Genomic DNA, 23,077 nt, shown 5'->3' with positions numbered 1-23,077 from the left:
CCCGGCGTTTGGCCGGGCCACCCCACCTCCTGCCTGTTCTTGCCCCGCCATGGTCGTGACGGGCGAGGACTCGCACGCCAACGATTCGCTGATTGCCGCCAATCACCTGAAGATTCTGGAGTGGACCATGTCTGATTTGCGCCTTACCTGTGCACTGCTCACCAGCGTCGGCCTGTGCGTCGCAGGCCCTGCCCGGGCCGACCTGCTCGATGACAGCCACCTGACCCTGGGGCTGCGCAATTTCTACGTCGACCGCGATTTCAAACAGGCCAATGCGCCCAAGTCACGCACCGGCAGTTGGTCGCAGGGCTTTGACTTGCAGTTCAAGTCCGGTTACACCGACACACCGATCCAGTTCGGTCTGGACCTGGGCGCCGACTTTGCCTATCGGCTCGATGGCGGCAAAGGCCGCTCGCCCGATGGTGTGCTGCCGGTCAGCACCGATGGCAGCCCGGTCAAGGATTACGGGCGGGCCAACCTGGCGGTGAAGTTGCGCTATTCAAAGAGCGAACTGCGCATCGGTGACCAGCGGCCGAACTTGCCAGTGGTGTCCTACGACCCGACCCGGCAACTGGTGACCCGCTACGAGGGCGCGGTGCTTGAGTCGCGGGAGGTCAAAGACCTGACCCTGACGGCCGGGCGGCTCTGGAGCATCACCGGCCGTGAGTCTTCCGAACGCGAAGACCTGTACCTGTGGGGCGATACCCCGGCGCAAGCCAGCGACGGTCTGGATTTCGCTGGCGCCACCTATGCGTTCACCCCGCAGTTGTCCGGCTCGTATTTCTACGCACAACTGAAGGACATCTACCGCCAGCATTACCTGGGGCTGGTGCACAAGGCTGCGTTGGGCGGCGGTTTCACGCTCAAGACCGATGTGCGCTACTACAACACCCGCGAGCAGGGCCAAGCGTTGTCTGGCCGGGTGGATAATCGCACCTATGGGCTGATGTTCAGCCTGAGCAAAAACGGCCACACCTTGGGTGCCGGTTACCAGCGCATGCTGGGCCTGGACACGTTCCCGACCTTTAACAACTACGCGCCGGCGCCGTTTCTGATCAACTGGTCGGCGCTGGGCTTCGTCAAGCCTGGCGAACGTTCCTGGCAACTGCGCTATGACTATGACTTTGCCGCCGTGGGCGTGCCGGGCTTGAAGTGGATGGCGCGCTGGATGGAGGGCAACGACATTGATCTGGGCCAGCAGAGCCACGAGACCGAACGCACCTCAGTGCTCAGTTACGTGGTGCAGAGCGGGCCGCTCAAGGGGGTCGGGGCCAACTGGATGAACATCGGGGTCAACGTGCGCGAATCCTCGCGTTACGAAGAAAACCGCTTGGCCCTGACTTACTCCGTGAACTTCTGGTAGGCGTGTCCGGCTCGGGGGGCTGGCTGACGCTGACCAATTGTTCCTCCAGAAAACTCAGGAAATAACGGATCAGCACCGGCAGCTTGCGCCCGGCCATGATCTGCACCTGCAGGCTACGCTGGCGCAATTGCGGGTCGCTCATCGGCACCAGCAGCAGGTTGTCACGCGCGGCGGTGCCGCTGACGGTGGCGGCGCCGCACAAGGCAATCACGTCCGTGGAGTGACGAACCGCGTTATAGATCGCGCCCAGAGAGTGGCTGGCGTAGGCCGGCACAATGTTCATGCTGTGCAGGTTGCAGGCGATGTCGAACAGATAGCGGATGGTCGACCCGGTGTGCGGCAGGGCCAGTGGATACTGCGCCAGTTCCTGCACGGTCAATGACTCGCTGCTCGCCAGCGGGTGACTGACAGGCATCAGCGCGCTGATCGGCGAGTCGCAACTGAGCGAAATCTCCACCCCCAGGGTCGGCGTCAGGCTGAAGGTCAGCGCGATGTCGGCTACGCCGTCCTTGACCAGTTGCGAGGCCCTTGCGGCGTCCACCACCTGTAAATCGAAACTCGCACCGGGATGAAAGGCCCGGAACTGCGCGCACACCCGTGGCAGAAATTCCCAGGCCATGCCTTCCGGGCAGGCGAGGGTGATGGTGTGCTGTTGCAGAGTGTTGAGGCCGCGCATCTCGGCAATCACGTTGCGCACTTCCAACTGATTGCGGTTGGCGTAGGCCAGCAGCACTTCGCCTGGCTCGGTCAGTTGCATGCCTCGCGGTTTGCGCTCGAACAATTGCAGCCCGAGGTTTTCTTCCAGGTTGCTGATCTGTCGGCTGACCGCCGAAACGGCCACGTGCAGCTCCTCGGCAGCGGCCGAGAGCGAGCCGGTCCTGGCCACGCTGTGGAAGTAACGCAAGGGCAGGTCATGCATGGCGCGGCTCCGTTGATGCTTCAGGCAAGTGCAAGGCTGGCTTGCCAAAAAGACAAGGTTGAATTGAGAACTTGATAATTGTTGCAAGTCAGGCTGCCACGTTAACCTCTGCGGCACTGTTCGGTCGAGGGCTTGCTGGTCGCGCCCGACGACCAATGCCTGATAGCAAGGAACCTGATATGTCGATCTCTTCTGCCTGCTCACGTGAACATGCTCTGGAACTGGCCGCACGGCACTACAGCAGTGGTGCGTTCCTGCAAATCCTTGACCGCCGTGTCGCCCAGCGTACCGAAAGCCAGAACCCTGATTGCAGCGCAGCACTGCACGCCTATCTGCACGACGAATTGCAGCCGGTGCTGTTGGGCATGGGCTTCAGTTGCCGGATCATCGACAACCCGCAGGCCGGCAAACCGCCGCTATTGCTGGCTGAGCGTATCGAAGACCCGGCGCTGCTGACCTTGCTCAGCTACGGTCATGGTGACGTCACCGGTGGCCAGGATGAGTTGTGGCAGCAAGGCACTGCGCCATGGCGCACGAGCATCAAGGATGGACGCATTTATGGGCGCGGCACCGCCGACAACAAGGGCCAGCACAGCATCAACCTGGCCGCGCTGGATGCGGTGCTGCAGGTCCGCCAGGGACAGTTGGGGTTCAACCTGAAAGTCATCTTCGAAATGAGCGAAGAAGTGGGCTCGCCAGGGCTGGAGCAAGCGTGCCGTGAGCATGCCGAGGCGTTGTCTGCGGATCTGTTCCTGGCCTCTGACGGACCGCGGGTGCGTCATGACCTGCCGACGCTGTTTCTCGGCTCGCGTGGGGTGTGCCAGTTCCGTCTGAGCCTGGACACCGGCAATGGCAGTCGTCATTCGGGCAACTGGGGCGGGATCATCACCAACCCGGCGATTGTCATGGGCCATGTGCTGGCGAGTCTGGTATCGGCCAGTGGCCAACTGCTGGTCGATTTTCTGCGCCCGGCACCGATCAGTGAGCAGGTCTCGGCGCTGGTGCGTGATCTGCCGGTCGGTGGTGAAAGCTTCGACCCGCAGCTCAATCTGCAGTGGGGTGAACCCGGTTTGAGCGTGGGCGAGAAGTTGTTCGGCTGCAATACCCTGGAAGTGGTGGGGATGTCTGCGGGCAGTACCGTCAAGGTGATTGGCGCGATTCCTGGCCGGGCGGAAATGGTCTGCCAGTTACGTTTTGTCCAGGGCACCGACTGGCAGGGGCTGGCGGATAACCTGCGTCGCCATCTTGATGAGCAAGGTTTTACCGAGGTGCAGGTGCAGATCGATGGCGGCTATGCGGCGACCCGGCTCGACCCGGCGCACCCTTGGGTCGGCTTCGTCAGCCGCTCAGTCAGCACCAGCCTGGGCGAGCCGGTGAGTATTCTGCCGAATCTGGGCGGGACCATCCCCAACCATTGCTTCGCTGATGTACTGGGCTTGCCGACGGTATGGCTGCCGCACTCTTATCCCTCCTGCAAGCAGCACGCGCCGGACGAGCATTTGCTGGAAAGCATCGTTGAGCAAGGGCTCAAGGCGGCGGCCGGGTTGTTCTGGGATCTGGGTGAGCAGGCCCAGGCGCTGCGCGCCCGATTGCCTGCCTGAGGTGCATCGGCCCGCACGACGGGCCGATGAGCCTGCCGATCAGTCGGTCTTCTGTTTGCGCCAGTCATCCGAGCCGGAGGTGCCGCTGACTTTGTGGGTCCAGCTGATCTTGCGGTAAGTCATGTAGACATCTTGCAGGTGAGTGAAGTGGGCACTGCCAGGGTCCTGGCAGTTGTGCATGTAGTCGCGGATCTCGACGATGATCGCGTCCACCAGATGGGTGGTGTAGTAATGCTCCTGGGTTCCGGACTTGGAGGTGCGGTACCACTCGATTTCAACCTCGGGCAGCAGCTCGCCCTTGGTCAGGGCTTCCAGCAATAAGGGTGAAGCCCTGTCGAACACCTTGGTGATGCACACCGCATCATGGACCCGCTGCCCGGCGGGCTGTCCGGACTGAGGGTCGGTGGGCAGGCTGATCTTGTGGCTGAAGGCCTGGACCAGCACTTGGTCTTCATGTTCTTCCTGATAGTTGTTACCCACCGAGTCAGCGGTGGAAGCGCCTTTGGTGATGTGCCCTTGTTTACTGCCGGTGATGGACATATAGGCCGGTGTAGCCATGGAGGTTCTCCTTGCAGGCTCAAGTGCCCGCCGAGTCATTCGGCGAGGCCACCTGATGCACAAGTCAAGAAGCGTGCCTTTCGTTTAAATTGCTTATAAATCAATGTCTTAACTTTTTATTGGAAGCTTTCTGGCGTATTTTCAAGCAAAAATCGCGCATCCTTAAGCACCGCACTGCGCAGTTCTTTGCGTCCCTCTCCGCTCCTGCGTATACAGCTTTCCAGCAAATCATCCACAGGGTTATCCACAGGCTGGCGGCAAGCCTTGCGCATCAAGGCGGTGAGCTAGTATTCGAAGGGAAGGCACAATTGCTGCCCGCAGTAGCTCGATGAGCAAGCCTTGCTGCTGTGCACGCCAATGGAGAACAACAATGAAAATCGCATTCATCGGCCTGGGTAACATGGGCGCGCCCATGGCCCGTAACCTGCTCAAGGCCGGGCATCATTTGCATCTGTTCGATCTCGACACTAACGCCCTGGCTGAGCTGGCAGCCCAGGGCGGGCACATCAAAGACTCTGCCAGGCACGCGGCGCAAGGCAGTGACCTGGTGATCACCATGCTGCCGGCGGCGGCGCATGTAGGCAGCGCGTTTCTGGGCGAGAACGGTATCTTGGCCGGTATCGCTACCGGGACCCCGGCGCTCGACTGCAGCACCATTGACCCGCAGAGCATCCGCGACATCGCCACGATTGCCGCCAGCCAGGGCGTGGTAGTGGGTGATGCTCCGGTATCCGGCGGTACGGCAGGGGCCAATGCCGCGACGCTGACGTTCATGGTCGGCGGCTCGGTTCAGCACTACGAGCGGGTCAAGCCTGTTCTGGCGCAGATGGGCCGTAATATCGTGCATTGCGGTGAGGTGGGTACCGGGCAAATCGCCAAGCTGTGCAATAACCTGCTGTTGGGTATTTCGATGATCGGCGTCAGCGAAGCCATGGCCCTGGGTCACGCACTGGGTATCGATACTCAGGTGCTGGCCGGGGTCATCAACAGCTCCACCGGCAGTTGCTGGAGTTCGCAGAGCTACAACCCCTGGCCGGGTATCGTCGAGACCGCACCGGCTTCACGAGGCTATACCGGTGGCTTTGCCGCCGACCTGATGCTCAAGGATCTGGGCCTGGCCACCGAAGCGGCGCGGCTTGCCCATCAGCCGGTATTGCTCGGGGCGCTGGCCCAGCAGTTGTTTCAGGCCATGAGCCAGCGGGGCGAAGGCGGGCGGGATTTTTCCGCGATCATCGAGAGTTATCTGAGCCGCCACTGACCCTGCCGTAGTTGATTAACCCAGGCCGCGCTCGTCCCATACCTTGCGGGCGCTGTGATGCAGGATGCCGTGCCGCTTTGCCAGGGCATGGCGATCCTTGCTGTAGCCGCCGCCGATCACCCCCATTACCGGGATATCGCGGCCCAGACAATGGTGCAGCACGGCCTCGTCACGGGCCGCCAGCCCCTGATCGGTGAGCTTCAGATACCCCAGCGCGTCCTCCTCATGAACATCGACCCCGGCGTCATAAAGCACCAGGTCAGGCTGGTAGAATGGCAGCAGGTAATTGAGTGTGTCGTCCACCACCTTCAGATAGTCCATATCGCCCATGCCCATGGGCAGTGGAATATCCCAGTCGCTCTGTGCCTTGCGCGCCGGGAAGTTCTTCTCGCAGTGCAGCGACACGGTAATCGCATCATCGGTATCGGCCAGCAGCCGGGCCGTACCGTCACCCTGATGCACGTCGCAATCGAAGATCAGCACTTTGCCCACCCGACCGCTGCCGAGCAGGTAATGGCTGATGATCGCCAGGTCATTGAAGATGCAGAAACCTGCCGGGTAATCGTAGTGGGCATGATGCGTGCCGCCGGCCAGGTGACAGGCCATGCCGTGTTGCAAGGCATGTTCGGCGGTCAGCAGCGAGCCGCCCACCGCGCGTACTGTGCGGCGCGCCAGCGCTTCGCTCCACGGCAGCCCGAGACGGCGTTGATCCTCTCTGGACAACTCGCCGCTCATGAAGCGCTGGATATAGGCCGGCTCATGGGCAAGGGCCAGAATATCCGCCGGGCATCGCTCAGGGCGTAGCAGTTGCGCGTCAGTGGTTACGCCGCTGTCGACCAGGTGATCGCGCAGCAGGCGGAATTTGTCCATCGGGAAACGGTGGTCGGCCGGGAAGGGCGGGCTGTAATCGTCGTGGTAGATCAGCGGCAGTGGCATTTTTCTTTAGCATCAGGGTCAAACCGCGATAGTGCCAGTAACCTAACTGATCGCACAGTTGCAACTACACTGCCGCGATGATTGAAGATGGCCCGGAGACATGACGGATGGAACCGATACTCACGCTCGATAGCCCGCGATTGACGATGCGCCAATGGCGCGACGACGACCTGCCGGCCTTTGCCGCCATGTGTGCCGACCCGCAGGTGATGCGCTACTTCCCTGAGCCCATGAGCCGCTTGCAGTGCGCCGCGATGATTGGCCGCCTGCGCGGGCACTTTGCCGAGCTGGGGTTCGGCCTGTGGGCGCTGGAGCGCAAGGACACCGGTGCGTTCATCGGTTTTACCGGTTTGCTGGTGGTGGACTTCGAGGCGCCGTTTACCCCGGCCGTGGAAATTGGCTGGCGGCTGGCGCGTGAGCATTGGGGGCTGGGCTTTGCCAGCGAGGCGGCCTGGACGGCACTGGGCTGTGGCTTTGAGCGGCTGGGGCTGGATCAGGTAGTGTCGTTTACCGCGCGCAGCAACCTGCCCTCTCAGAAAGTCATGCAGGCCATCGGCATGCACGCCGACCTGCAGGGTGATTTTGACCATCCGGCGCTGGCCGATAATCATCCGCTCAAACCCCATGTGCTGTACCGCATCAACCGTGAGCAGTGGCTTTCGACCCTGCAAGGCTGAAGGATTTTGTATCATTGGGCTCTATAGCCGCGTTTGAACGCGCAACCTCTGTGTGCAAGGAGTCATGAATGAGCCGAGTGCTGGAAGATCTGGTCGATCTGCTGACGCTGGAATCCATCGAAGAAAACCTGTTTCGCGGCCGTAGCCAGGACTTGGGCTTTCGCCAGCTGTTCGGCGGCCAGGTGCTGGGCCAGTCGTTGTCGGCGGCCAGCCAGACCGTAGAAGATGACCGCCATGTGCATTCGCTGCACGGTTACTTCCTGCGCCCAGGTGATGCCCAGTTGCCGGTGGTCTATCACGTTGATCGGGTACGCGATGGCGGCAGCTTCAGTACCCGGCGCGTCACCGCCATCCAGAAGGGCAAGCCGATCTTCACCTGCAGCGCTTCGTTCCAGTACGACGAGCAAGGCTTCGAACATCAGGCGGCGATGCCACAGATTGCCGGTCCGGAAAACCTGCCTTGCGAGCTTGAACTGCTGACTCGCCGCGCGCATCTGATCCCCGAAGCGATGCGCGAAAAATTCCTCTGCCCCAAGCCCATCGAGTTTCGTCCGGTAACGGCTGAAGATCCCTACGATCCCAAGCCGGGTGAGCCGGTCAAGTACATCTGGTTCCGCGCCGATGGCACCCTCAAGGATGTCCCGGCGCTGCACAAATACCTGTTGGCCTATGCCTCGGACTTCAACCTGCTGACCACCTCGCTGCTGCCCCACGGCAAGACGGTGTGGCAACGCGATATGCAGGTCGCCAGCCTGGATCACTCGCTGTGGTTCCACAGTGACCTGCGCGCTGACGACTGGCTGCTGTATGCCATGGACAGCCCGTGGGCCGGCAACTCCCGTGGTTTCTCTCGTGGCAGCGTGTACAACCGCGCCGGACAACTGGTGGCCTCGGTCAGCCAGGAAGGCCTGATTCGTCATCGCAAGGACTGGGCATGAAACTGAGCGAGATTCGCCATTGGGTGTTCGACATGGACGGCACCCTGACACTGGCAGTGCATGATTTCCTGGCCATCAAGCGCGCCCTGGACATTCCGCCCGAGGCCGACATTCTCGGCCATCTGGCCAGCCTGCCGGCAGACGAAGCCGCGGCCAAACACGCCTGGCTGCTGGAGCACGAGCGCGAGTTGGCGGTAGGTTCCAAAGCCGCGCCCGGTGCGGTGGCGCTGGTGCGCGAGCTGGCCGGGCGCGGTTACCGGCTGGGCATCCTGACCCGCAATGCCCGCGAGCTGGCGCATATCACTTTGGCGGCGATTGGCATTGCCGACTGTTTCGCCGTGCAGGACGTCCTCGGCCGCGACGAGGCCACCCCCAAGCCCGACCCGGCCGGGCTGCTCAAACTGGCCAGCGCCTGGGATGTCGCGCCGCAGAACATGGTGATGGTCGGCGACTACGTTCACGACCTCAATTGTGGCCGCGCGGCGGGCGCCCACACCGTGCTGGTCAACCTGCCCGACCATGTACCGGACAATCCCTGGCCGGAACTGACCGACTGGCATGCCGCCGATTGCACAGCGTTACAGGCGATGCTGGATTCATGAGCGTCGTAGGAGCCACTTCAGTGGCGAAGGGATCAAGGTTTTCGCCACTGAAGTGGCTCCTACGGGCCCCTACGGGTTCCGGGCTTATAGCGGTTTGAACAGCACCGCCTGACCTTCTGGCGAGGTAAAGATCGCATCGCCGTTGTGCGCCACGTTCGGCACCAGCACGATGCGCTGGTTCAGGCCCGTAGGGTGGCGTTTGGTCAGGTAATCGAAGTAGTTATGCCCGCGCGTCAGCCGATCAGCGCCCTGGGCCTGGGCAGCGCAGCTCTTGTCCAGCGAGACATGGTTCGGGTCGTTGTCCTGTAGCGCCAGCAAGTAGGTTACGTCACGCTGCACATAGGCTTTCTCAAGGCTGGCGCGTTCGACCTTGGCGGCGTAGGGCGGCAGTTTTTCCAGGCCGTATTTCCAGTCGTTAAAGCCCGGGCAGTTGCTTGCCGGGTTGGCCACCGGCCGCTCTGCGTCAAACCAGGCATAGGTCGAGGGCGTGGCGATCACGTAGCGCAGACGAATGTGCGCCTGTTTCAGCCGCGCCTCCTCACGACCGCCGAGCAATGCATAACGCTGGGCCATCTGCGCGCCGCCCGAATGCCCGGCGATCACGATTTCCTTGAGGTTGGGGAACAGCTTGTCGTCGCTCAGACGCTTGAGAATGTGATCCAGCACGCTAAAGGAGCTGACCGCCTTGCTGCCCACCGAGCGGCTGCCGGAAATCCAGTCGTCTTCATGCCAGCGTAGAATATTGTCTGCCAGGTGGTGGGCTGCGATGTCTTTTTCATCCAGAAACTGCGGGGCGATCAACAGCGTGCGGCTGCGCTCTTTGGACTGGTTGGCGGCGCGCTCGACGCTGCGCAGGTAGGTCGGGGCGTTACGCTGGCGGCCATGGATGACAATCACCACCCGTTGGATCTGTGGTTTGGGGTGGACCCACTCCTGGCTTAACCCCAGGGTGGCCTGCGCGCCGTTGATCGCCAGCCGGTCCGGGCTCAGGGATTTTGCGGGAGGGGTTTCGGCATGGGCGCTCAGGCTCAGAACAGTGCTGCTCAACAACAGGGCCAACAACGGTTTGATCATTTATTCACAGGCTCTTGGCGGCGAAGGTATCGCATTGGTTGATGTTGCCCTGGGCGAAGCCGGTCTTGAACCAGCGCACCCGTTGTTCGGATGTTCCGTGGGTAAACGAGTCGGGCACCACATGGCCGCGGCTCTGGCGTTGCAGGCGATCATCGCCAATGGCGTTGGCCGCATTCAAGGCTTCTTCAATATCACCCGGTTCCAGCCAGTTCAAACGCTTTTGCGCGTTGTGTGCCCAGACCCCGGCCAGGCAGTCGGCCTGCAACTCCTGGCGCACCAGCAGGCCACTGCTGCCTTCAAGGCGTCGGCCGCTCTGGCGCGCGGCCTGGAGCTTGGCGGAAATGCCCAGTAGGGTCTGTACGTGATGACCCACTTCATGGGCAATCACATAAGCCTGAGCAAAATCGCCGGCCGCTGAAAAGCGCTGGGACATTTCCCGGAAGAAATCCAGGTCGAGATAAATTTTGCGGTCGGCCGGGCAGTAGAATGGCCCGGTGGCCGAGGTGGCATAGCCGCAGGCCGAATTGACCTGGCCGTTGAACAGCACCAGCTTGGGCTCCTGATACTGCCGGCCTGCCTGGCTGAACACGGCTTGCCAGTTGTCTTCGGTATCACCGAGCACGGCGCGCACGAATTCGGTCTGCGGGTCGTTAGTGGGGAGAGTGGATTGACTCTGGGGGCTGAGCGGTGCGCTCTGTTGCCCCAGTTGCCCGGTGATCTGGCCAAGAATCTGCAGCGGGTCCTGGCCGGTGATCAGGCCAAACACTACGATCAGGGCCACCCCGCCCAGGGTAAGCCCCTTGCCGCCGACCCGCATGCCGCTACGGTCACTGCGAGCATCGACCACGTTGTCGCTCCGTCGGCCTTTTTTCCACAACATACAACTGCCCTCGACAAACAACCGGCCTTGCTGACGTTTTTGAACGGCCTGACAAACAAGTGTTGCTGGTGTAATCGGGCTACGCCAGCCCGTCGGTCACTTCAGGGTACTGGCGGTTTGCTGTGGCGCGGCATCGGCAAACCGGTCGACCCGGCGCAGGCTCTTGAAACCGGCCATCCAGGCGCCTACGACGCCGAGCGTGCAGAGGCTACCGGTGATCGCCGCCGGGATCGCACCGATCAGTGAGGCGCTGGTGCCGGCGCGAAATTCACCCAGCTCGTTGGAAGAACCAATGAACAGCATGTTCACCGCATTGACCCGCCCGCGCATGGCATCGGGCGTTGAGAACTGCACCAGCGATGAGCGAATGTAGACACTGACCATATCGGCTGCCCCGGCGATCAGCAGTGCCACGAACGACAGCCAGAACAGCGTTGACAGTGCGAACAGCAGATTGGCCAGGCCGAAGATGCCCACGGCGATGAACATGGTCAGGCCCACATGACGGTCCAGCGGCCGAACGCTCAGGTACACACCGGTGACCAGCTCACCCAGGCTCATGGCGCTGCGCAACGCTCCCAGCCCCTGTGGGCCAAGGTGCAGCACCTCATGGGCGTAGATCGGCAACAGCGCAATCACGCCACCGAGCAGCACTGCGAACAGGTCAAGGGAAATGGTGCCGAGAATAATCGGTCGCGAGCGGATAAAGGCGATCCCGGCAGTGAAGCGCTGCCAGCCGCTGCCTTCCAGCGGGGCGCGGGCTTCGGCGTAAGGGGTGGCCACCAGTGGCAGCAGCAGGATGCCGGCGATGAACGCGGCGACGCAGGCCGAGTAGGTCAGCTCCGCGCCGCCCAAGGCATACAGAGCGCCGCCGATCAGCGGACCCGCTACGGTGGAGCAGCGCATGATCACGCTGTTGGTCGCGATGGCCGAAGCCAGCCGGTCGCGGGGCACGATCTGTGGCAGCAGGCTCTGCAGGGTCGGGCCGGTAAAGGCCCGTGCAGCGCCGTAGAGCACCAGCGCGGCGTAGACCAGGCGCACGTCATGCAGGTCAAAGAATGAAAACAGCAGCAGGATGACCCCGCACAGCGCCTGCACGATCCAGCTCAGAATCAGGATCAGCTTGCGATCATAGCGGTCGATCAGGTCGCCGGCCGGCATCAACAACAGCAGCATGGGAATGAATTGCGCCAGGCCCGCATAGGCCAGCGCCATCGGATCGCGGGTCAGGTCGTAGACCTGCCAGGCGACCACCACGGCCTGGATCTGCATGGCGAACATGGCCAGCAACCGGGCGAACAGAAACGCAAGAAATCCGGGTTGACGAGCCAGACCCGATGAAGTGGAAGTCGAAGCAGGTGATTCGCAACTCAAGGCAGGTACCCACACACGCGGCAGATAAGCGAGTACGCGTTATACCGCAAATGATAGGTAGCTGCCTATTGAAGCAAGCGCGACCTTGGTCGCGGATGTAGCGTTAAGTTCACTAGCGATGCCGATGTTGTCGCTTCTGCTTTTGATCTTCGAGCCGAGATGGCACAGACGACGCCGAACGCCAAATCGGCGCCGGAGCGAGGGAATCCCGCTTGAAGCGGGACTAGCCGTCGCAAGCGCTTTGGTTCCTTTGGCGCATCAAAGGAACCCGCCCGTCGGGGCGGAACCTGAGGCTCAGACAACTGCGGCAAAGATCCTTGCTACGAACGAAAGATTTGCAGCTTTAGATTCGCAGCTGAAGCTGCTCCTACAGAATCGATACGGCTCAGGCCGCCTTCAGAAGCCCTCCAAAAAACTCAGCGACGTACCAGCAAAACCCCGGATTCCATATGGTGGGTGTACGGGAACTGGTCAAACAGCGCACAGCGCTCGACCCGGTGGGTGTCGTGCAATTGCGCGATGTTGGCCGCCAGGGTCTGCGGGTTGCAGGAAATGTACAGGATGCGCTCGAAGCGTCGGGTCAGCTCGCAGGTGTCCGGGTCCATGCCGGCCCGTGGCGGGTCGACGAACACGGTGCCGAATTCATAGCTTTTCAGGTCTACGCCGTGCAGGCGGCGGAACGGCCGCACCTCGTTGAGCGCCTGGGTCAGTTCTTCGGCAGACAGCCGGACCAGAGTCACGTTGTCCACCCCGTTGTCGGCCAGGTTGGCCAGTGCGGCATTCACCGAGGTTTTGCTGATTTCGGTCGCCAGCACCTTGCGCGCCCGGGTCGCCAGCGGCAGGGTGAAGTTGCCATTGCCGCAGTACAGCTCCAGCAGGTCGTCGTCGCGCTGGCCCATGGCTTCAAGTGCCCAACTGAGCATCTTCTGGTTCACCGTGCCGTTGGGCTGGGTGAACGCGCCTTCAGGCTGACGGTAGCGCCAGGTACGCCCGGCCACTTGCAGTTGCTCGGTCACGTAGTCCTGGCCAATCACCAGCCGCTGACCACGAGAACGGCCAATCAGCTTGACCTTCAGTTGCGCCGCCAGCTGTTCGGCGGCCGCTTGCCAGGTGTCGTCCAGCGGACGGTGGTAGCACAGGGTGATCATCGAGTCGCCAGACAGCGTGGTCAGAAAGTCCACCTGAAACAGCTTGTAGCTCAACGCCTGACTGGTCTGCCAGGCGTCACGCAGCAGCGGCATCAGTTCATTGATGCGCTGGCTGGCGATGGGCAGGCCGTCGAGCAGAATCGGCGTGTGCTTGTCGCCGGGGGCGAACATCGCGTAGTGGCGCTGCTGGCCTTCGAGCCACAGGCGAAACTCGGCGCGCAGCCGGTAATGCTCGCGGGGCGAGTCGAACACTTGGGCTGCGGGTGCGTCGAAAGGCGCCAGCAACGTTTGCAGGCGGGCGGCTTTTTCAGCGAGCTGCAGCTCGTAGCTCGCGGGGTCGAAGGAAACACTCATGCGTTGAACCAGCCCAGCTTGATGACGAACAGAACCGACAGGATCAGCAGCGCAGCATTGAGCTCGCGTGCGCGTCCCGACAACAGCCTGATTGCCGTCCAGGAAATGAAGCCAAAGGCGATGCCGTTGGCAATGGAATAGGTAAACGGCATGGCCAGCGCGGTAATCACCACCGGCGCCGCTACGCTGATGTCCTCCCAGTCGATTTCCGCCAGGCCCGAGGCCATCAGCACGGCCACGAACAGCAGCGCCGGTGCGGTGGCATACGCGGGCACGCTGCCGGCCAGTGGCGCGAAAAACAGCGCCAGCAGAAACAGCACGCTGACCACGATCGCGGTCAGGCCGGTCCGTCCACCGGCGCTGACACCGGCTGCCGACTCGACATAACTGGTGGTGGTCGAAGTGCCCAGCAGCGAACCGGCCATGGCCGCGGTACTGTCGGCGATCAGCGCCCGGCCCATTTTCGGCAGGTGGCCGTCCTTGCCCATCAGGCCGGCGCGTTTGGCGACGCCGATCAGAGTGCCGGAGTTATCGAAGATATCGACGAACAGAAAGGCAAAGATGATGCTCACCAGACCGACGTCCAGCGCGCCCATGATGTCCAGTTGCAGGAAGGTCGGCGCCAGCGATGGCGGCATCGACACCAGCCCGCCGAACGGCGAGAAACCCAGCACGATGGACGCCAGAGTGACCGCCAGGATGCCGATCAGAACTGCGCCGCGCACTTGCATCCGCTCCAGGGCGACGATCAGGAAAAAGCCCAGGGTGGCAAGAATCGGCGCCGGACTTTTCAGATCGCCCAGGCTGAGCATGGTGACCGGGTGCGAGGTGATGATCTTGGCGTTCTGCAGGGCGATCAGCGCCAGGAACAGGCCGATGCCCGCGGCAATGGCCGAGCGCAGAGCCAGCGGAATACTGTTGATGATCCACTCGCGAATGCGAAAAATCGACAGGATGAAGAACATCACCGCCGAGATGAACACCGCGCCCAGCGCGACCTGCCAGGTATGGCCCATGTGCAGGACCACGGTGTAGGTGAAAAACGCGTTCAGGCCCATGCCCGGCGCCAGGGCGATCGGGTAATTGGCAACCAGGCCCATCACTGCCGAGCCAATCGCTGCGGCCAGGCAAGTGGCAACGAACAGTGCGCCCTTGTCCATGCCGGTCTCGCCGAGAATGCTCGGGTTGACGAACAGGATATAGGCCATGGCCAGGAAGGTCGTGACGCCCGCGAGAATCTCGGTGCGCACGTTGGTGTTGTGTGCTTTTAGTTGAAACAGCCTTTCCAGCATATCGGGCTCCGAGGACCTGGCCTGTGCCGTGAATGATTCGATACCAATAGCCAAACACAGTCCGGGCTGAGGGGGTGTCTACAAAATGGCTGCACTCGGCAATACTGCGTTGAAATCGACCTAAAAATGCTCATGTACTGAATGTACACTGCGCTTTTTCGCCCGATTTCGCCTTGTCTTGCCTTCGTTCGCCTATTTTGTAAACACCCTCTGAGCGCCTGTGGTTTTCTATGGTTCGGAAAAAGCCGCGCATCATACCAGCCAGTCGCGCAACTGGCTGCACAGCGATGAACGATGGCCGATCATTGTCCGCTAAACAGCACGATCATGCCTTAGCGCGCCAACAACCAGCGTTCCAGGTCCGGTGCACTCAATGGTCGGGAGAACAGATACCCCTGGGCGACGTGATAACCCTGCTGCCTGAGGATTTCATGCTGACCTTCGGTCTCGATGCCCTCGGCGACCACGGTCAGGTTAAGGCTGTTGCCGATATGGATCACCGCATCACTGAGGGTGCGGGCCGTGGCGTCGTTTTCCAGGTCCATCACAAAGCTGCGGTCGAGCTTGAGTTCCTGGATCGGCAACTGCCGCAGATAACTCAGGCTCGAATAGCCGGTACCAAAGTCATCCATGGCCAGGCGAATGCCTAGCGCATGCACGTCGTTGAGGACTTTGAGCGTGCTGGGGTTGGTGTCCATCAGGATGTTTTCGGTCAGCTCCAGGGTCAGGTCGCCGGGGCTGAGCTGATGTTCATCCAGCAATTGCGTAAGCATGGCCGGTAGCGCCAGATCATGGAAGTTGGTGGGTGACAGATTCACCGAAATGGCCGGCAGCTGTGCCCCTTTGCCTCGCCAGTCAGCCAGTTGCCGACAGGCTTCGCGAATCCCCCACAGGCCCAGTTCCACGATCAGCCCGCATTCTTCTGCCAAGGGAATAAAGCGCGCCGGAGACACCTGGCCCCAATGCGGGTGGTGCCAGCGCGCCAGCGCTTCGACACCATACAGACGGCCATCGGCGATATTGATCTGCGGCTGGTAGTGCAGCTCCAGAGCGCCATCCTGCAAGGCCTGTTGCAGGGCGTTTTCCATGGCCTGGCGTTCCTGGGCCAGCTGGTTCAGTTCATGGCAGAAGAAGCTGAACCGCCCGCGCCCGGCATTCTTGGCCTGATACATGGCCATGTCCGCCCGGTGGATCAGCGTGCCCATGTCATGGCCGTCTTCCGGGAACATGCTCACACCGATACTGACTGACGGCGAGACCCGGCTGTTGCCGACCTGGCAAGGCTGGGCGATGGTCAGCTTCATCTGCTCGACCAGTTCGGTGACCCGCTGGTTATCGCAGTCAGGCAGTACCACGACGAACTCGTCACCGGACAGGCGCCCGACGATGTCCTTCTGGCTGCGATTTTCCTGCAGGCGGCGAGCAATGACCTGCAGCAGTTCATCGCCCGCCGGATGGCCGAACGAGTCGTTGACCTGCTTGAAGCGATCAACGTCGATGAACAACACGGCCAGGGAGGTCTTGTTGCGTTGCGCAGCGTGCAGCGCCTGCTCGGTATTGGCCAGCAGCAGGCTGCGGTTGGGCAGTTCGGTCAGGCTGTCGTAAAACGCCAGCTGGCTGATGTGAGCCCGGGATTTTTCACGCTCGATGGCCAGCGCACAGAGCGGCACGATGACGTCCACCAGACGCTGATGGAATTCCGACGGCCCGCGGACTTCCTTGAAATAGAACGCCAGCGTGGCAATGGCTCGCTGATTGGCGCCCATGATCGGCGTCGACCAGCAGCTCTTGAGCCCCTCGGGCAGTTCGATGTGTCGGTAGCCATCCCATAGCGGGTCGCTGGCGATATCCTTGGTGATCACCGGCTGGCCGCGGAACGCGGCGGTGCCGCAGGTGCCGACGCCTTCGCCGATCCTGATGCCTTCCATGCTCTGGCAGTAGCTGGCACGCAGGCTGTGGGTGGCCAGTGGATGCAGCAGCCCTTCTTCATCAACCAGCAGCATCGAGGTGGTGACTTCCGGGGCGATACGTTCGATCTCCCGGCAGGCCAGCAGCATCAGGTCTTCGAGCGGCTCTTCCCGGACCATGGCGTTGAGCATGCTGTGCTGCAGGATCTCGTGCATCTTGGTGCTGGTGATGTCGGTCAGGATGCCGACGGCATTGAGAAGCCGGCCCTGATTATCCAGAATCGGGTTGACCACCACGCTGCACCACAGCCGTTCGCCATTTTGTATGCAGGTCAATTGATCGGTCTTGATCGATTGTCCGCTGCTCAACGTCTGGCGAGCGGCAAGTATCACTTCATGGCTCAGATAGGGGGCAAGCATCGCGGCGGGGTGTTGGCCGCAGACCTGATCGAAGCGATAACCGGACATTCGCTCGAAGCCGGCGTTGACGTAGCTGATGCGCCAGTTTTCGTCGGTGATGATAATGGCGTTGTCAGAGTGATCGGTTACCAGCGACAACAGCCGCAGCCGCTCGCACTCCTCGTGCTGGCGGGTAATGTCCTTGATCGAGGTGACGAAGTAGGTCTGTGCATGGCTGGCGACCCGCGAGATCGACAACGAGCCCCAGTGCTGGCCGCCATCGCGGTGCGGGATGCGCAGGATCAGCAGTTCACCATCACCGTTTTCCTGTTGCTGGTAATAGCCGTGCACCGGCTGCGGCAATAGACACCTGGCATCCTGGCCAATGACTTCGTGGCGTTTGAGGCCCCACAACAACTCCGCCGCCTGGTTGAACAGCACCACGCAGTTGTCGGCATCGCTGACTACCACGCTGTTGCCAGCCTGCTCGATGGACTGCACGAAGAGTTCGGAGAGGCTATGAGTGATGGGCATGCACGTCCTGTGACACTTCAGGGGATGGAGTGGCTTTGGCAAGTTACTCAATAGCATAGGGCCACCATGGTGGAAAGGGGTGTTTGGACGGGCCGTCGCAAACATCCATGTCAAGCGTCGAAACGGCTGACCGTTCGTCGTACACCTCTTCAAGCCGAACGCCAAGGGGATGGGACAACCGGTCACGCGACAACGCACCACGCCGGTCAAAGCCCGTAAAGGGGCTAATCTTCTCTCACAGATTGACGCACGTCACAACGATCGAACCGAAGTTGTGCGTCGCCCGTCAGACCCTTTGTGCCGAGAGCCTTCCCCAAAAGCCGTCCGGCACGCAGCAACCGCCCTGACCGTGGGGTTCTCGCTGCTGGCCCAGGCCAACAGCCGTAGCATCTGAGAGGTAGTCTTATGTTCGGTTTGGAGTCACTCGACCTGGCCCGGATCCAGTTCGCGTTCACGATCTCGTTCCATATTCTGTTTCCTGCCATCACCATTGGTCTGGCCAGCTATCTGGCCGTGCTCGAAGGCTTGTGGCTGAAGACGCGCAACGACGTCTACCGTGACCTGTACCACTACTGGCTGAAGATCTTCGCCGTCAACTTCGGCATGGGTGTGGTTTCCGGGTTGGTCATGGCCTATCAGTTCGGCACCAACTGGAGCCGCTTTTCCGATTTTGCCGGTGCAGTGACCGGCCCGTTGCTGGCCTATGAAGTGCTCACCGCGTTCTTCCTGGAGGCCGGGTTCCTAGGCGTCATGTTGTTTGGCTGGAACCGGGTCGGCCGTGGCCTGCATTTCTTCTCCACAATAATGGTTGCGGTCGGCACCCTGATCTCGACGTTCTGGATCCTGTCCTCCAACAGCTGGATGCAGACCCCTCAGGGGTTCGAAATCGTCGATGGCCGGGTGATTCCCACCGACTGGTTTGCCGTGGTGTTCAACCCGTCATTCCCGTACCGGCTGGCGCATATGGCCATTGCTGCATTCGTGGCCACGGCTTTCTTCGTCGGTGCTTCGGCGGCCTGGCACCTGCTGCGCGGCCGTGATAACCCGGCGGTGCGCAAGATGTTGTCGATGGCCATGTGGATGGCCCTGCTGGTGGCGCCGATCCAGGCGGTGGTCGGCGACTTTCATGGCCTGAACACCCTCAAGTATCAGCCGGCCAAGATCGCGGCGATTGAAGGCCACTGGGAAAACGTCGGTGACGAGCCGACCCCGCTGATTCTGTTCGGCTGGCCGGACATGCAGCAGGAGCGAACCCGCTTTGCTGTGGAGATTCCCTATCTGGGCAGCCTGATCCTGACCCACAGCCTGGACAAGCAGGTGCCGGCGCTCAAGGAGTTCAAACCTGAGGACCGGCCCAACTCCACCGTGGTGTTCTGGTCGTTCCGGATCATGGTCGGTCTGGGCATGCTGATGATCGCTACCGGGCTGTGGAGTCTGTGGCTGCGCAAGCGCGGTACGTTGTACCAGTCGCGGCCGTTTCTGCACCTGGCCCTGTGGATGGGGCCGTCGGGCCTGATCGCCATCCTGGCCGGCTGGTTCACCACCGAAATCGGCCGTCAGCCATGGGTGGTCTACGGCCTGATGCGTACCGCCGACGGGGTGTCGAACCACAGCGTGGTGCAGATGAGCATCACCCTGGTGTTGTTCGTGGTCGTTTACTTCCTGCTGTTCGGTGCCGGTCTGGGCTACATGCTGCGGCTGGTGCGCAAAGGGCCGCAGCCGCATGTCGAGCACGCCCCCAGCGGCGGCCCCGGTCAGCCTCGTACCCCGGCACGTCCGCTGTCGGCTGCCGATGAAAACGGTCAGCCAGATGCTGCATCCGCCAACCTGAACAGGAGCAACTGAGTCATGGGCTTCGATCTTGCGTTGCTTTGGGCGGTCATCATCATCTTCGGCATCATGATGTACGTGGTGATGGACGGCTTTGACCTGGGAATTGGCATTCTCTTCCCGTTCATGAAGGACAGCAGCGACCGCGACGTGATGATGAACACCGTCGCCCCGGTGTGGGACGGCAACGAAACCTGGCTGGTGCTGGGCGGGGCCGGTCTGTTCGGCGCTTTTCCGCTGGCTTACTCGGTGGTGCTGTCGGCGTTGTACCTGCCATTGATCCTGATGCTGATCGGGCTGATCTTTCGCGGCGTGGCGTTCGAGTTCCGCTTCAAGGCTTCAGAGGCCAAGCGGCACCTGTGGGACAAAGCGTTCATCTGCGGATCACTGGCGGCGACCTTCTTTCAAGGCGTGGCACTGGGTGCGTTCATTGAGGGCTTGCCCGTCGTCGACCGGCAGTTCGCTGGCGGCTCGCTGGACTGGCTGGCACCGTTCCCGATTTTCTGTGGCCTGGCGCTGATCGTGGCTTATGCGCTATTGGGCTGTACCTGGCTGATCATGAAGACCGAAGGCCCGCTGCAGCAGGCCATGCATGATCTGGCCCGGCCGCTGGCGCTGGCCGTGCTGGCGATGATCGGCATCGTCAGCCTGTGGACCCCGCTGGCCCATCCGCAGATTGCCGAGCGCTGGTTCAGCCTGCCGAACCTGTTCTGGTTTATGCCCGTACCGATTCTGGTGGTGGTCACTCTGGTTGGCCTGTTCCGGGCGGTGGCGCGTAATGCCCACTACACGCCGTTCCTGCTTACCCTGCTGCTGATCTTTCTTGGCTACAGCGGGCTGGGCATCAGCCTGTGGCCGAATATCGTGCCGCCATCAATCAGCATCTGGGAAGCCGCCGCGCCGCCGCAAAGCCAGGGCTTTATGCTGGTCGGCACGCTATTCATCCTGCCGTTCATCCTGGGCTACACCTTCTGGAGCTACTACGTGTTCCGCGGCAAAGTGACCGCAGAAGACGGTTATCACTAAAGGAGCGCCGTCATGTCCGATAAACATCCCCAGCATGATCCCGACCCGGCCATCAACAAACCGCTCTGGCAACGTCTGGCCTGGCTGGCCGGGATCTGGGCCGGCAGTGTACTGGCGCTGTTCATCGTCGCCAGCCTGATGCGCATGTTCATGAGCGCAGCGGGTCTGACCACCCCTTGATTGCTGCCTGATTGCTCTATCCCATCCCGTGTTTCGTGGACACGGCTTTTTACCCTCCTGATCAGGCTGTGATGGAGGGTTTTTTTTGCCTGCATATAGCCGTTGCTGTTGCTGTTGCTGTTGCTGTTGCCGTTGATCTTGATCTTGATCTTCGAACCGAGATGGCACAGACGACGCGAATCGCGACTTGGGCGCTGGCCGAGGGTAGGCGTCGATTCGGGGGAGAAACCGACATGGATGTCGGTTTCAGGTGCGCTGGGCAGGGATGCCCATCGCGCCGGCCCCCGAATCGATGCCGGACGGAGGGAAGTTCGCCCGCAGGGCGGACCCAAGCCAGGAGCTAGCGATTTGGTCACTTTGGCGCTTCAAAGTGACCCGCCCGTCGGGGCGGAACCCGAGGCACAGACAACTGCGGCAAAGACCTTTGCACAAAACAAAAAGCCTTCCCGGCTAATAGCCGGTCCTACTTGCGTGCCTTGAGAATCACAAACTTGGGCGTCGCCGCCACCTGCTCGACATCGCGGAACAGCCGCGCCAGCTTGGCGTGATAACCCAAGTGACGGTTGCCAACGATATACAGCGCCCCGCCCGGCACCAGCGCCGCACGTGCCTGCAAAAACATCCGCCAGGCCAGGAAATCTCCCACCACCTGCTGCTGGTGGAACGGCGGGTTGCACAGCACCACGTCCAGCGAATCATGCGCCTGAGTCGCCAGACCGTCGGCAGCGCGCAGCGTCACCGGCCTGTCACCGCACGCTGCTTGCCAGTTTTCTGCTGCCGACTGCACAGCCATGTACGACTCATCCACCAGCGTGTACTGAGCCTCAGGGTTGCTCAGTGCACTGACAACGGCCAGCACGCCGTTGCCGCACCCCAGGTCGGCCACCCGTGCCTTGCCCAGATTCTTCGGCAGCCAGGGCAGAAACGCCCGGGTGCCGATATCCAGGCCGTCGCGGCAGAACACATTGGCGTGATTAACCAGCTCCAGCGCCGGTTCATCAAGCGTGTAGCGGGTCGGGTAGGGCGAAGGCTGGGGCTCTTTGTCTTCAGGCGTGACAAACAGCAACCGGGCTTTTTTTACCGCCAGTGAAGCCTGGACCGGGCCGACATACTCTTCCAGCAACTCACCAGCCGAGCGCGGCAGGTGCTTGACCATCGCCGCTGCCACGACCCTGGCACCGGGCGCTAGCTGGCCTTGCAGGCGGATCAGTTGCTCTTCAAGCAGGGCCAGGGTCTTGGGGATATGGATCAGCACCCAGTCGAAGGGGCCTTGCAGTGGCGCGCTGGCCGGAATCAAGGTCACCGCGTCTGCGCTCAGGCCATTGCGCAGCAGGTTGATTTCCAGCGCCTGTGCACCGAGAACCGAGTCGGTGCTGCTCGATACCGTGGCATGCGGCGCCAGGCTCGTCGCCAGCGCGCCAAAGCTGTCATTGAGCACCAGAACCCGGGTCTGCAGGGTCAGGCCATGTTCGGCTACATGATTGAGCAGGTACTCATCTGCCGCATCGAACGCCTGCAGCGGTTCGTTGGGTTGTTCGGGCTGACGGATCAGATCAAGTTCGGCAAAAGGGCTGGTGAGCACGGGCATGGCAGGAAACTCTGGGCAAACGACAAGTGTCACGCTAGACCGGTTTGACCCAGGCTGGCTTGAGGGGCGTGATTCTACGTGCTTTTTACCCTTGGCACCTGCCATTGCGGTGCAAAGTTGTAGGGTCAGAACATTCCGCTCAAGGCGGCCTGTACAGCGGCGGCCGTCTTGTTGCAGACCCCCATTTTATGAATGGCACTGGCAATATGAAAATTGATGGTTCGCTCCTTCAAACGCAGGATGATTGCGATATCGGCGGCTGTCTTGCCCTGGGCGGACCACTTGAGGATTTCGATTTCTCTCTGCGTCAGGACAACGGCAGGTGAACGTTGTGGTGATACGGTTGCGGCGGGCTCCATAGTCGCCTCCCTGCTTGTGTTGGCGAATCCCGGGTGAGGGGGTTCTCTGAGTTTAGGGAAAAAGCGCCCGGGAACCATGGGGCTGAAATCCATCCAGACGGATGGAGTAATGGCTATTTAAGTATTCAAAGGAGGGTGTCCTGGCGGAAGCCGCGGCCTGCTCAGCTTGCATCGAGTTGGATGAAATCGGGCCTGCTCGTCGTGATGGGCCGGCAAGAACCAAACAGTCTAAGGTTGTCTGGCTGCGACAGACCCTACAAACAGGTGGTGTTTATCGGCA

At 61.4% G+C, this 23,077-nt stretch carries 20 protein-coding genes; 9 read left to right on the top strand and 11 right to left on the bottom strand.

All coding sequences use genetic code 11. The annotated features are described in order from the left end of the window. Positions 1 to 127 precede the first annotated feature (127 nt). Positions 128 to 1,363 (top strand): OprD family porin, encoded by a 1,236-nt coding sequence (locus NJC40_RS02900; RefSeq protein WP_253142883.1) that lies wholly within the window; start codon positions 128 to 130, stop codon positions 1,361 to 1,363. Here NJC40_RS02900 and NJC40_RS02895 read toward each other — a convergent pair. Beyond that, positions 1,293 to 2,282: a LysR family transcriptional regulator gene (locus NJC40_RS02895; RefSeq protein ID WP_253142884.1), complete on the bottom strand. Its 990-nt coding sequence runs from the start codon at positions 2,280 to 2,282 to the stop codon at positions 1,293 to 1,295. The two genes, NJC40_RS02900 and NJC40_RS02895, sit on opposite strands and share 71 nt — an antisense overlap. Positions 2,283 to 2,461: 179 nt before the next feature. On the opposite strand from NJC40_RS02895, the gene NJC40_RS02890 reads away from it, so the two are divergent. Continuing rightward, the gene (locus NJC40_RS02890) at positions 2,462 to 3,883 is read left to right on the top strand and encodes a M20 family metallopeptidase (RefSeq protein ID WP_253142885.1); all 1,422 of its coding nucleotides are present in this window, start codon (positions 2,462 to 2,464) and stop codon (positions 3,881 to 3,883) included. A 39-nt stretch (positions 3,884 to 3,922) separates the two neighbouring features. On the opposite strand, the gene NJC40_RS02885 is transcribed toward NJC40_RS02890, so the two are convergent. Beyond that, positions 3,923 to 4,441, bottom strand: a complete 519-nt coding sequence (locus NJC40_RS02885) for an Hcp family type VI secretion system effector (RefSeq protein WP_045483794.1) — start codon at positions 4,439 to 4,441, stop codon at positions 3,923 to 3,925. Positions 4,442 to 4,811: 370 nt separating this feature from the next. Between NJC40_RS02885 and mmsB the strand changes: the two genes are divergently transcribed. After that, the gene (gene mmsB / locus NJC40_RS02880; RefSeq protein ID WP_253142886.1) at positions 4,812 to 5,699 is read left to right on the top strand and encodes a 3-hydroxyisobutyrate dehydrogenase; all 888 of its coding nucleotides are present in this window, start codon (positions 4,812 to 4,814) and stop codon (positions 5,697 to 5,699) included. A gap of 15 nt (positions 5,700 to 5,714) precedes the next feature. On the opposite strand, the gene NJC40_RS02875 is transcribed toward mmsB, so the two are convergent. Further along, positions 5,715 to 6,635: a histone deacetylase family protein gene (locus NJC40_RS02875; protein WP_253142887.1), complete on the bottom strand. Its 921-nt coding sequence runs from the start codon at positions 6,633 to 6,635 to the stop codon at positions 5,715 to 5,717. A 107-nt stretch (positions 6,636 to 6,742) separates the two neighbouring features. Here NJC40_RS02875 and NJC40_RS02870 point away from each other — a divergent pair, with 107 nt between their 5' ends. The 3 genes from NJC40_RS02870 (at position 6,743) to NJC40_RS02860 (ending at position 8,852) form a co-directional block, all read left to right on the top strand. Next, the gene (locus NJC40_RS02870) at positions 6,743 to 7,312 is read left to right on the top strand and encodes a GNAT family N-acetyltransferase (RefSeq protein WP_045483785.1); all 570 of its coding nucleotides are present in this window, start codon (positions 6,743 to 6,745) and stop codon (positions 7,310 to 7,312) included. Between the two features lie 68 nt (positions 7,313 to 7,380). Further along, entirely contained in the window at positions 7,381 to 8,250 is an 870-nt protein-coding gene (gene tesB, locus NJC40_RS02865; protein WP_045483782.1) for an acyl-CoA thioesterase II, read from the top strand. After that, positions 8,247 to 8,852 (top strand): HAD family hydrolase, encoded by a 606-nt coding sequence (locus NJC40_RS02860; RefSeq protein WP_045483779.1) that lies wholly within the window; start codon positions 8,247 to 8,249, stop codon positions 8,850 to 8,852. Before tesB ends, NJC40_RS02860 begins: the two co-directional genes overlap by 4 nt. 84 nt (positions 8,853 to 8,936) lie before the next feature. Here the strand turns inward: NJC40_RS02860 and NJC40_RS02855 are convergent, their stop codons facing one another. The 6 genes from NJC40_RS02855 to NJC40_RS02830 all read right to left on the bottom strand — a co-directional run bounded on the left by NJC40_RS02855 (position 8,937) and on the right by NJC40_RS02830 (position 17,814). Next, complete coding sequence (locus NJC40_RS02855; RefSeq protein ID WP_253142888.1) at positions 8,937 to 9,926, bottom strand: alpha/beta hydrolase; 990 nt, start codon at positions 9,924 to 9,926, stop codon at positions 8,937 to 8,939. 4 nt (positions 9,927 to 9,930) lie between these two features. Continuing rightward, on the bottom strand, positions 9,931 to 10,806 hold the full coding sequence (gene ypfJ, locus NJC40_RS02850; protein ID WP_253116162.1) for a KPN_02809 family neutral zinc metallopeptidase: 876 nt from the start codon (positions 10,804 to 10,806) through the stop codon (positions 9,931 to 9,933). Between the two features lie 96 nt (positions 10,807 to 10,902). Then, on the bottom strand, positions 10,903 to 12,180 hold the full coding sequence (locus NJC40_RS02845; RefSeq protein ID WP_257105202.1) for an MFS transporter: 1,278 nt from the start codon (positions 12,178 to 12,180) through the stop codon (positions 10,903 to 10,905). Positions 12,181 to 12,596: 416 nt separating this feature from the next. Next, positions 12,597 to 13,682 (bottom strand): tRNA (uridine(54)-C5)-methyltransferase TrmA, encoded by a 1,086-nt coding sequence (gene trmA, locus NJC40_RS02840; protein WP_045483770.1) that lies wholly within the window; start codon positions 13,680 to 13,682, stop codon positions 12,597 to 12,599. Beyond that, a complete protein-coding gene (locus tag NJC40_RS02835; RefSeq protein WP_253116164.1) occupies positions 13,679 to 14,974 on the bottom strand; it encodes an NCS2 family permease in 1,296 nt (431 codons plus the stop codon). The genes trmA and NJC40_RS02835 overlap by 4 nt, the downstream gene beginning before the upstream one ends. Positions 14,975 to 15,306: 332 nt before the next feature. Then, complete coding sequence (locus NJC40_RS02830) at positions 15,307 to 17,814, bottom strand: EAL domain-containing protein (RefSeq protein ID WP_253142889.1); 2,508 nt, start codon at positions 17,812 to 17,814, stop codon at positions 15,307 to 15,309. 405 nt (positions 17,815 to 18,219) lie between these two features. Between NJC40_RS02830 and NJC40_RS02825 the strand changes: the two genes are divergently transcribed. From NJC40_RS02825 to NJC40_RS02815, 3 genes are read left to right on the top strand one after another with little or no spacing between them, the layout of a single operon-like run. Further along, on the top strand, positions 18,220 to 19,659 hold the full coding sequence (locus NJC40_RS02825) for a cytochrome ubiquinol oxidase subunit I (protein ID WP_045483760.1): 1,440 nt from the start codon (positions 18,220 to 18,222) through the stop codon (positions 19,657 to 19,659). A gap of 3 nt (positions 19,660 to 19,662) precedes the next feature. Further along, the gene (gene cydB / locus NJC40_RS02820) at positions 19,663 to 20,670 is read left to right on the top strand and encodes a cytochrome d ubiquinol oxidase subunit II (protein WP_045483757.1); all 1,008 of its coding nucleotides are present in this window, start codon (positions 19,663 to 19,665) and stop codon (positions 20,668 to 20,670) included. Between the two features lie 12 nt (positions 20,671 to 20,682). Continuing rightward, positions 20,683 to 20,850 carry a DUF2474 domain-containing protein gene (locus NJC40_RS02815; RefSeq protein ID WP_084709853.1) on the top strand — a complete coding sequence of 56 codons (168 nt, stop codon included), beginning with the start codon at positions 20,683 to 20,685 and terminating at the stop codon, positions 20,848 to 20,850. A 463-nt stretch (positions 20,851 to 21,313) separates the two neighbouring features. Here the strand turns inward: NJC40_RS02815 and NJC40_RS02810 are convergent, their stop codons facing one another. Together NJC40_RS02810 and NJC40_RS02805 are read right to left on the bottom strand one after the other, a co-directional pair. Further along, positions 21,314 to 22,438: a methyltransferase gene (locus tag NJC40_RS02810; RefSeq protein WP_253142890.1), complete on the bottom strand. Its 1,125-nt coding sequence runs from the start codon at positions 22,436 to 22,438 to the stop codon at positions 21,314 to 21,316. Positions 22,439 to 22,563: 125 nt separating this feature from the next. Beyond that, positions 22,564 to 22,797: a LuxR C-terminal-related transcriptional regulator gene (locus NJC40_RS02805; protein ID WP_084710201.1), complete on the bottom strand. Its 234-nt coding sequence runs from the start codon at positions 22,795 to 22,797 to the stop codon at positions 22,564 to 22,566. Positions 22,798 to 23,077: the final 280 nt, after the last annotated feature.

Origin of the sequence: Pseudomonas sp. 21LCFQ02, from assembly GCF_024129895.2 — a bacterium.
Classification (GTDB): Bacteria; Pseudomonadota; Gammaproteobacteria; order Pseudomonadales; family Pseudomonadaceae; genus Aquipseudomonas.
The sequence above is the reverse complement of the archived record's forward strand: the minus strand, read 5'-3'. Positions and strand labels throughout refer to the sequence as shown.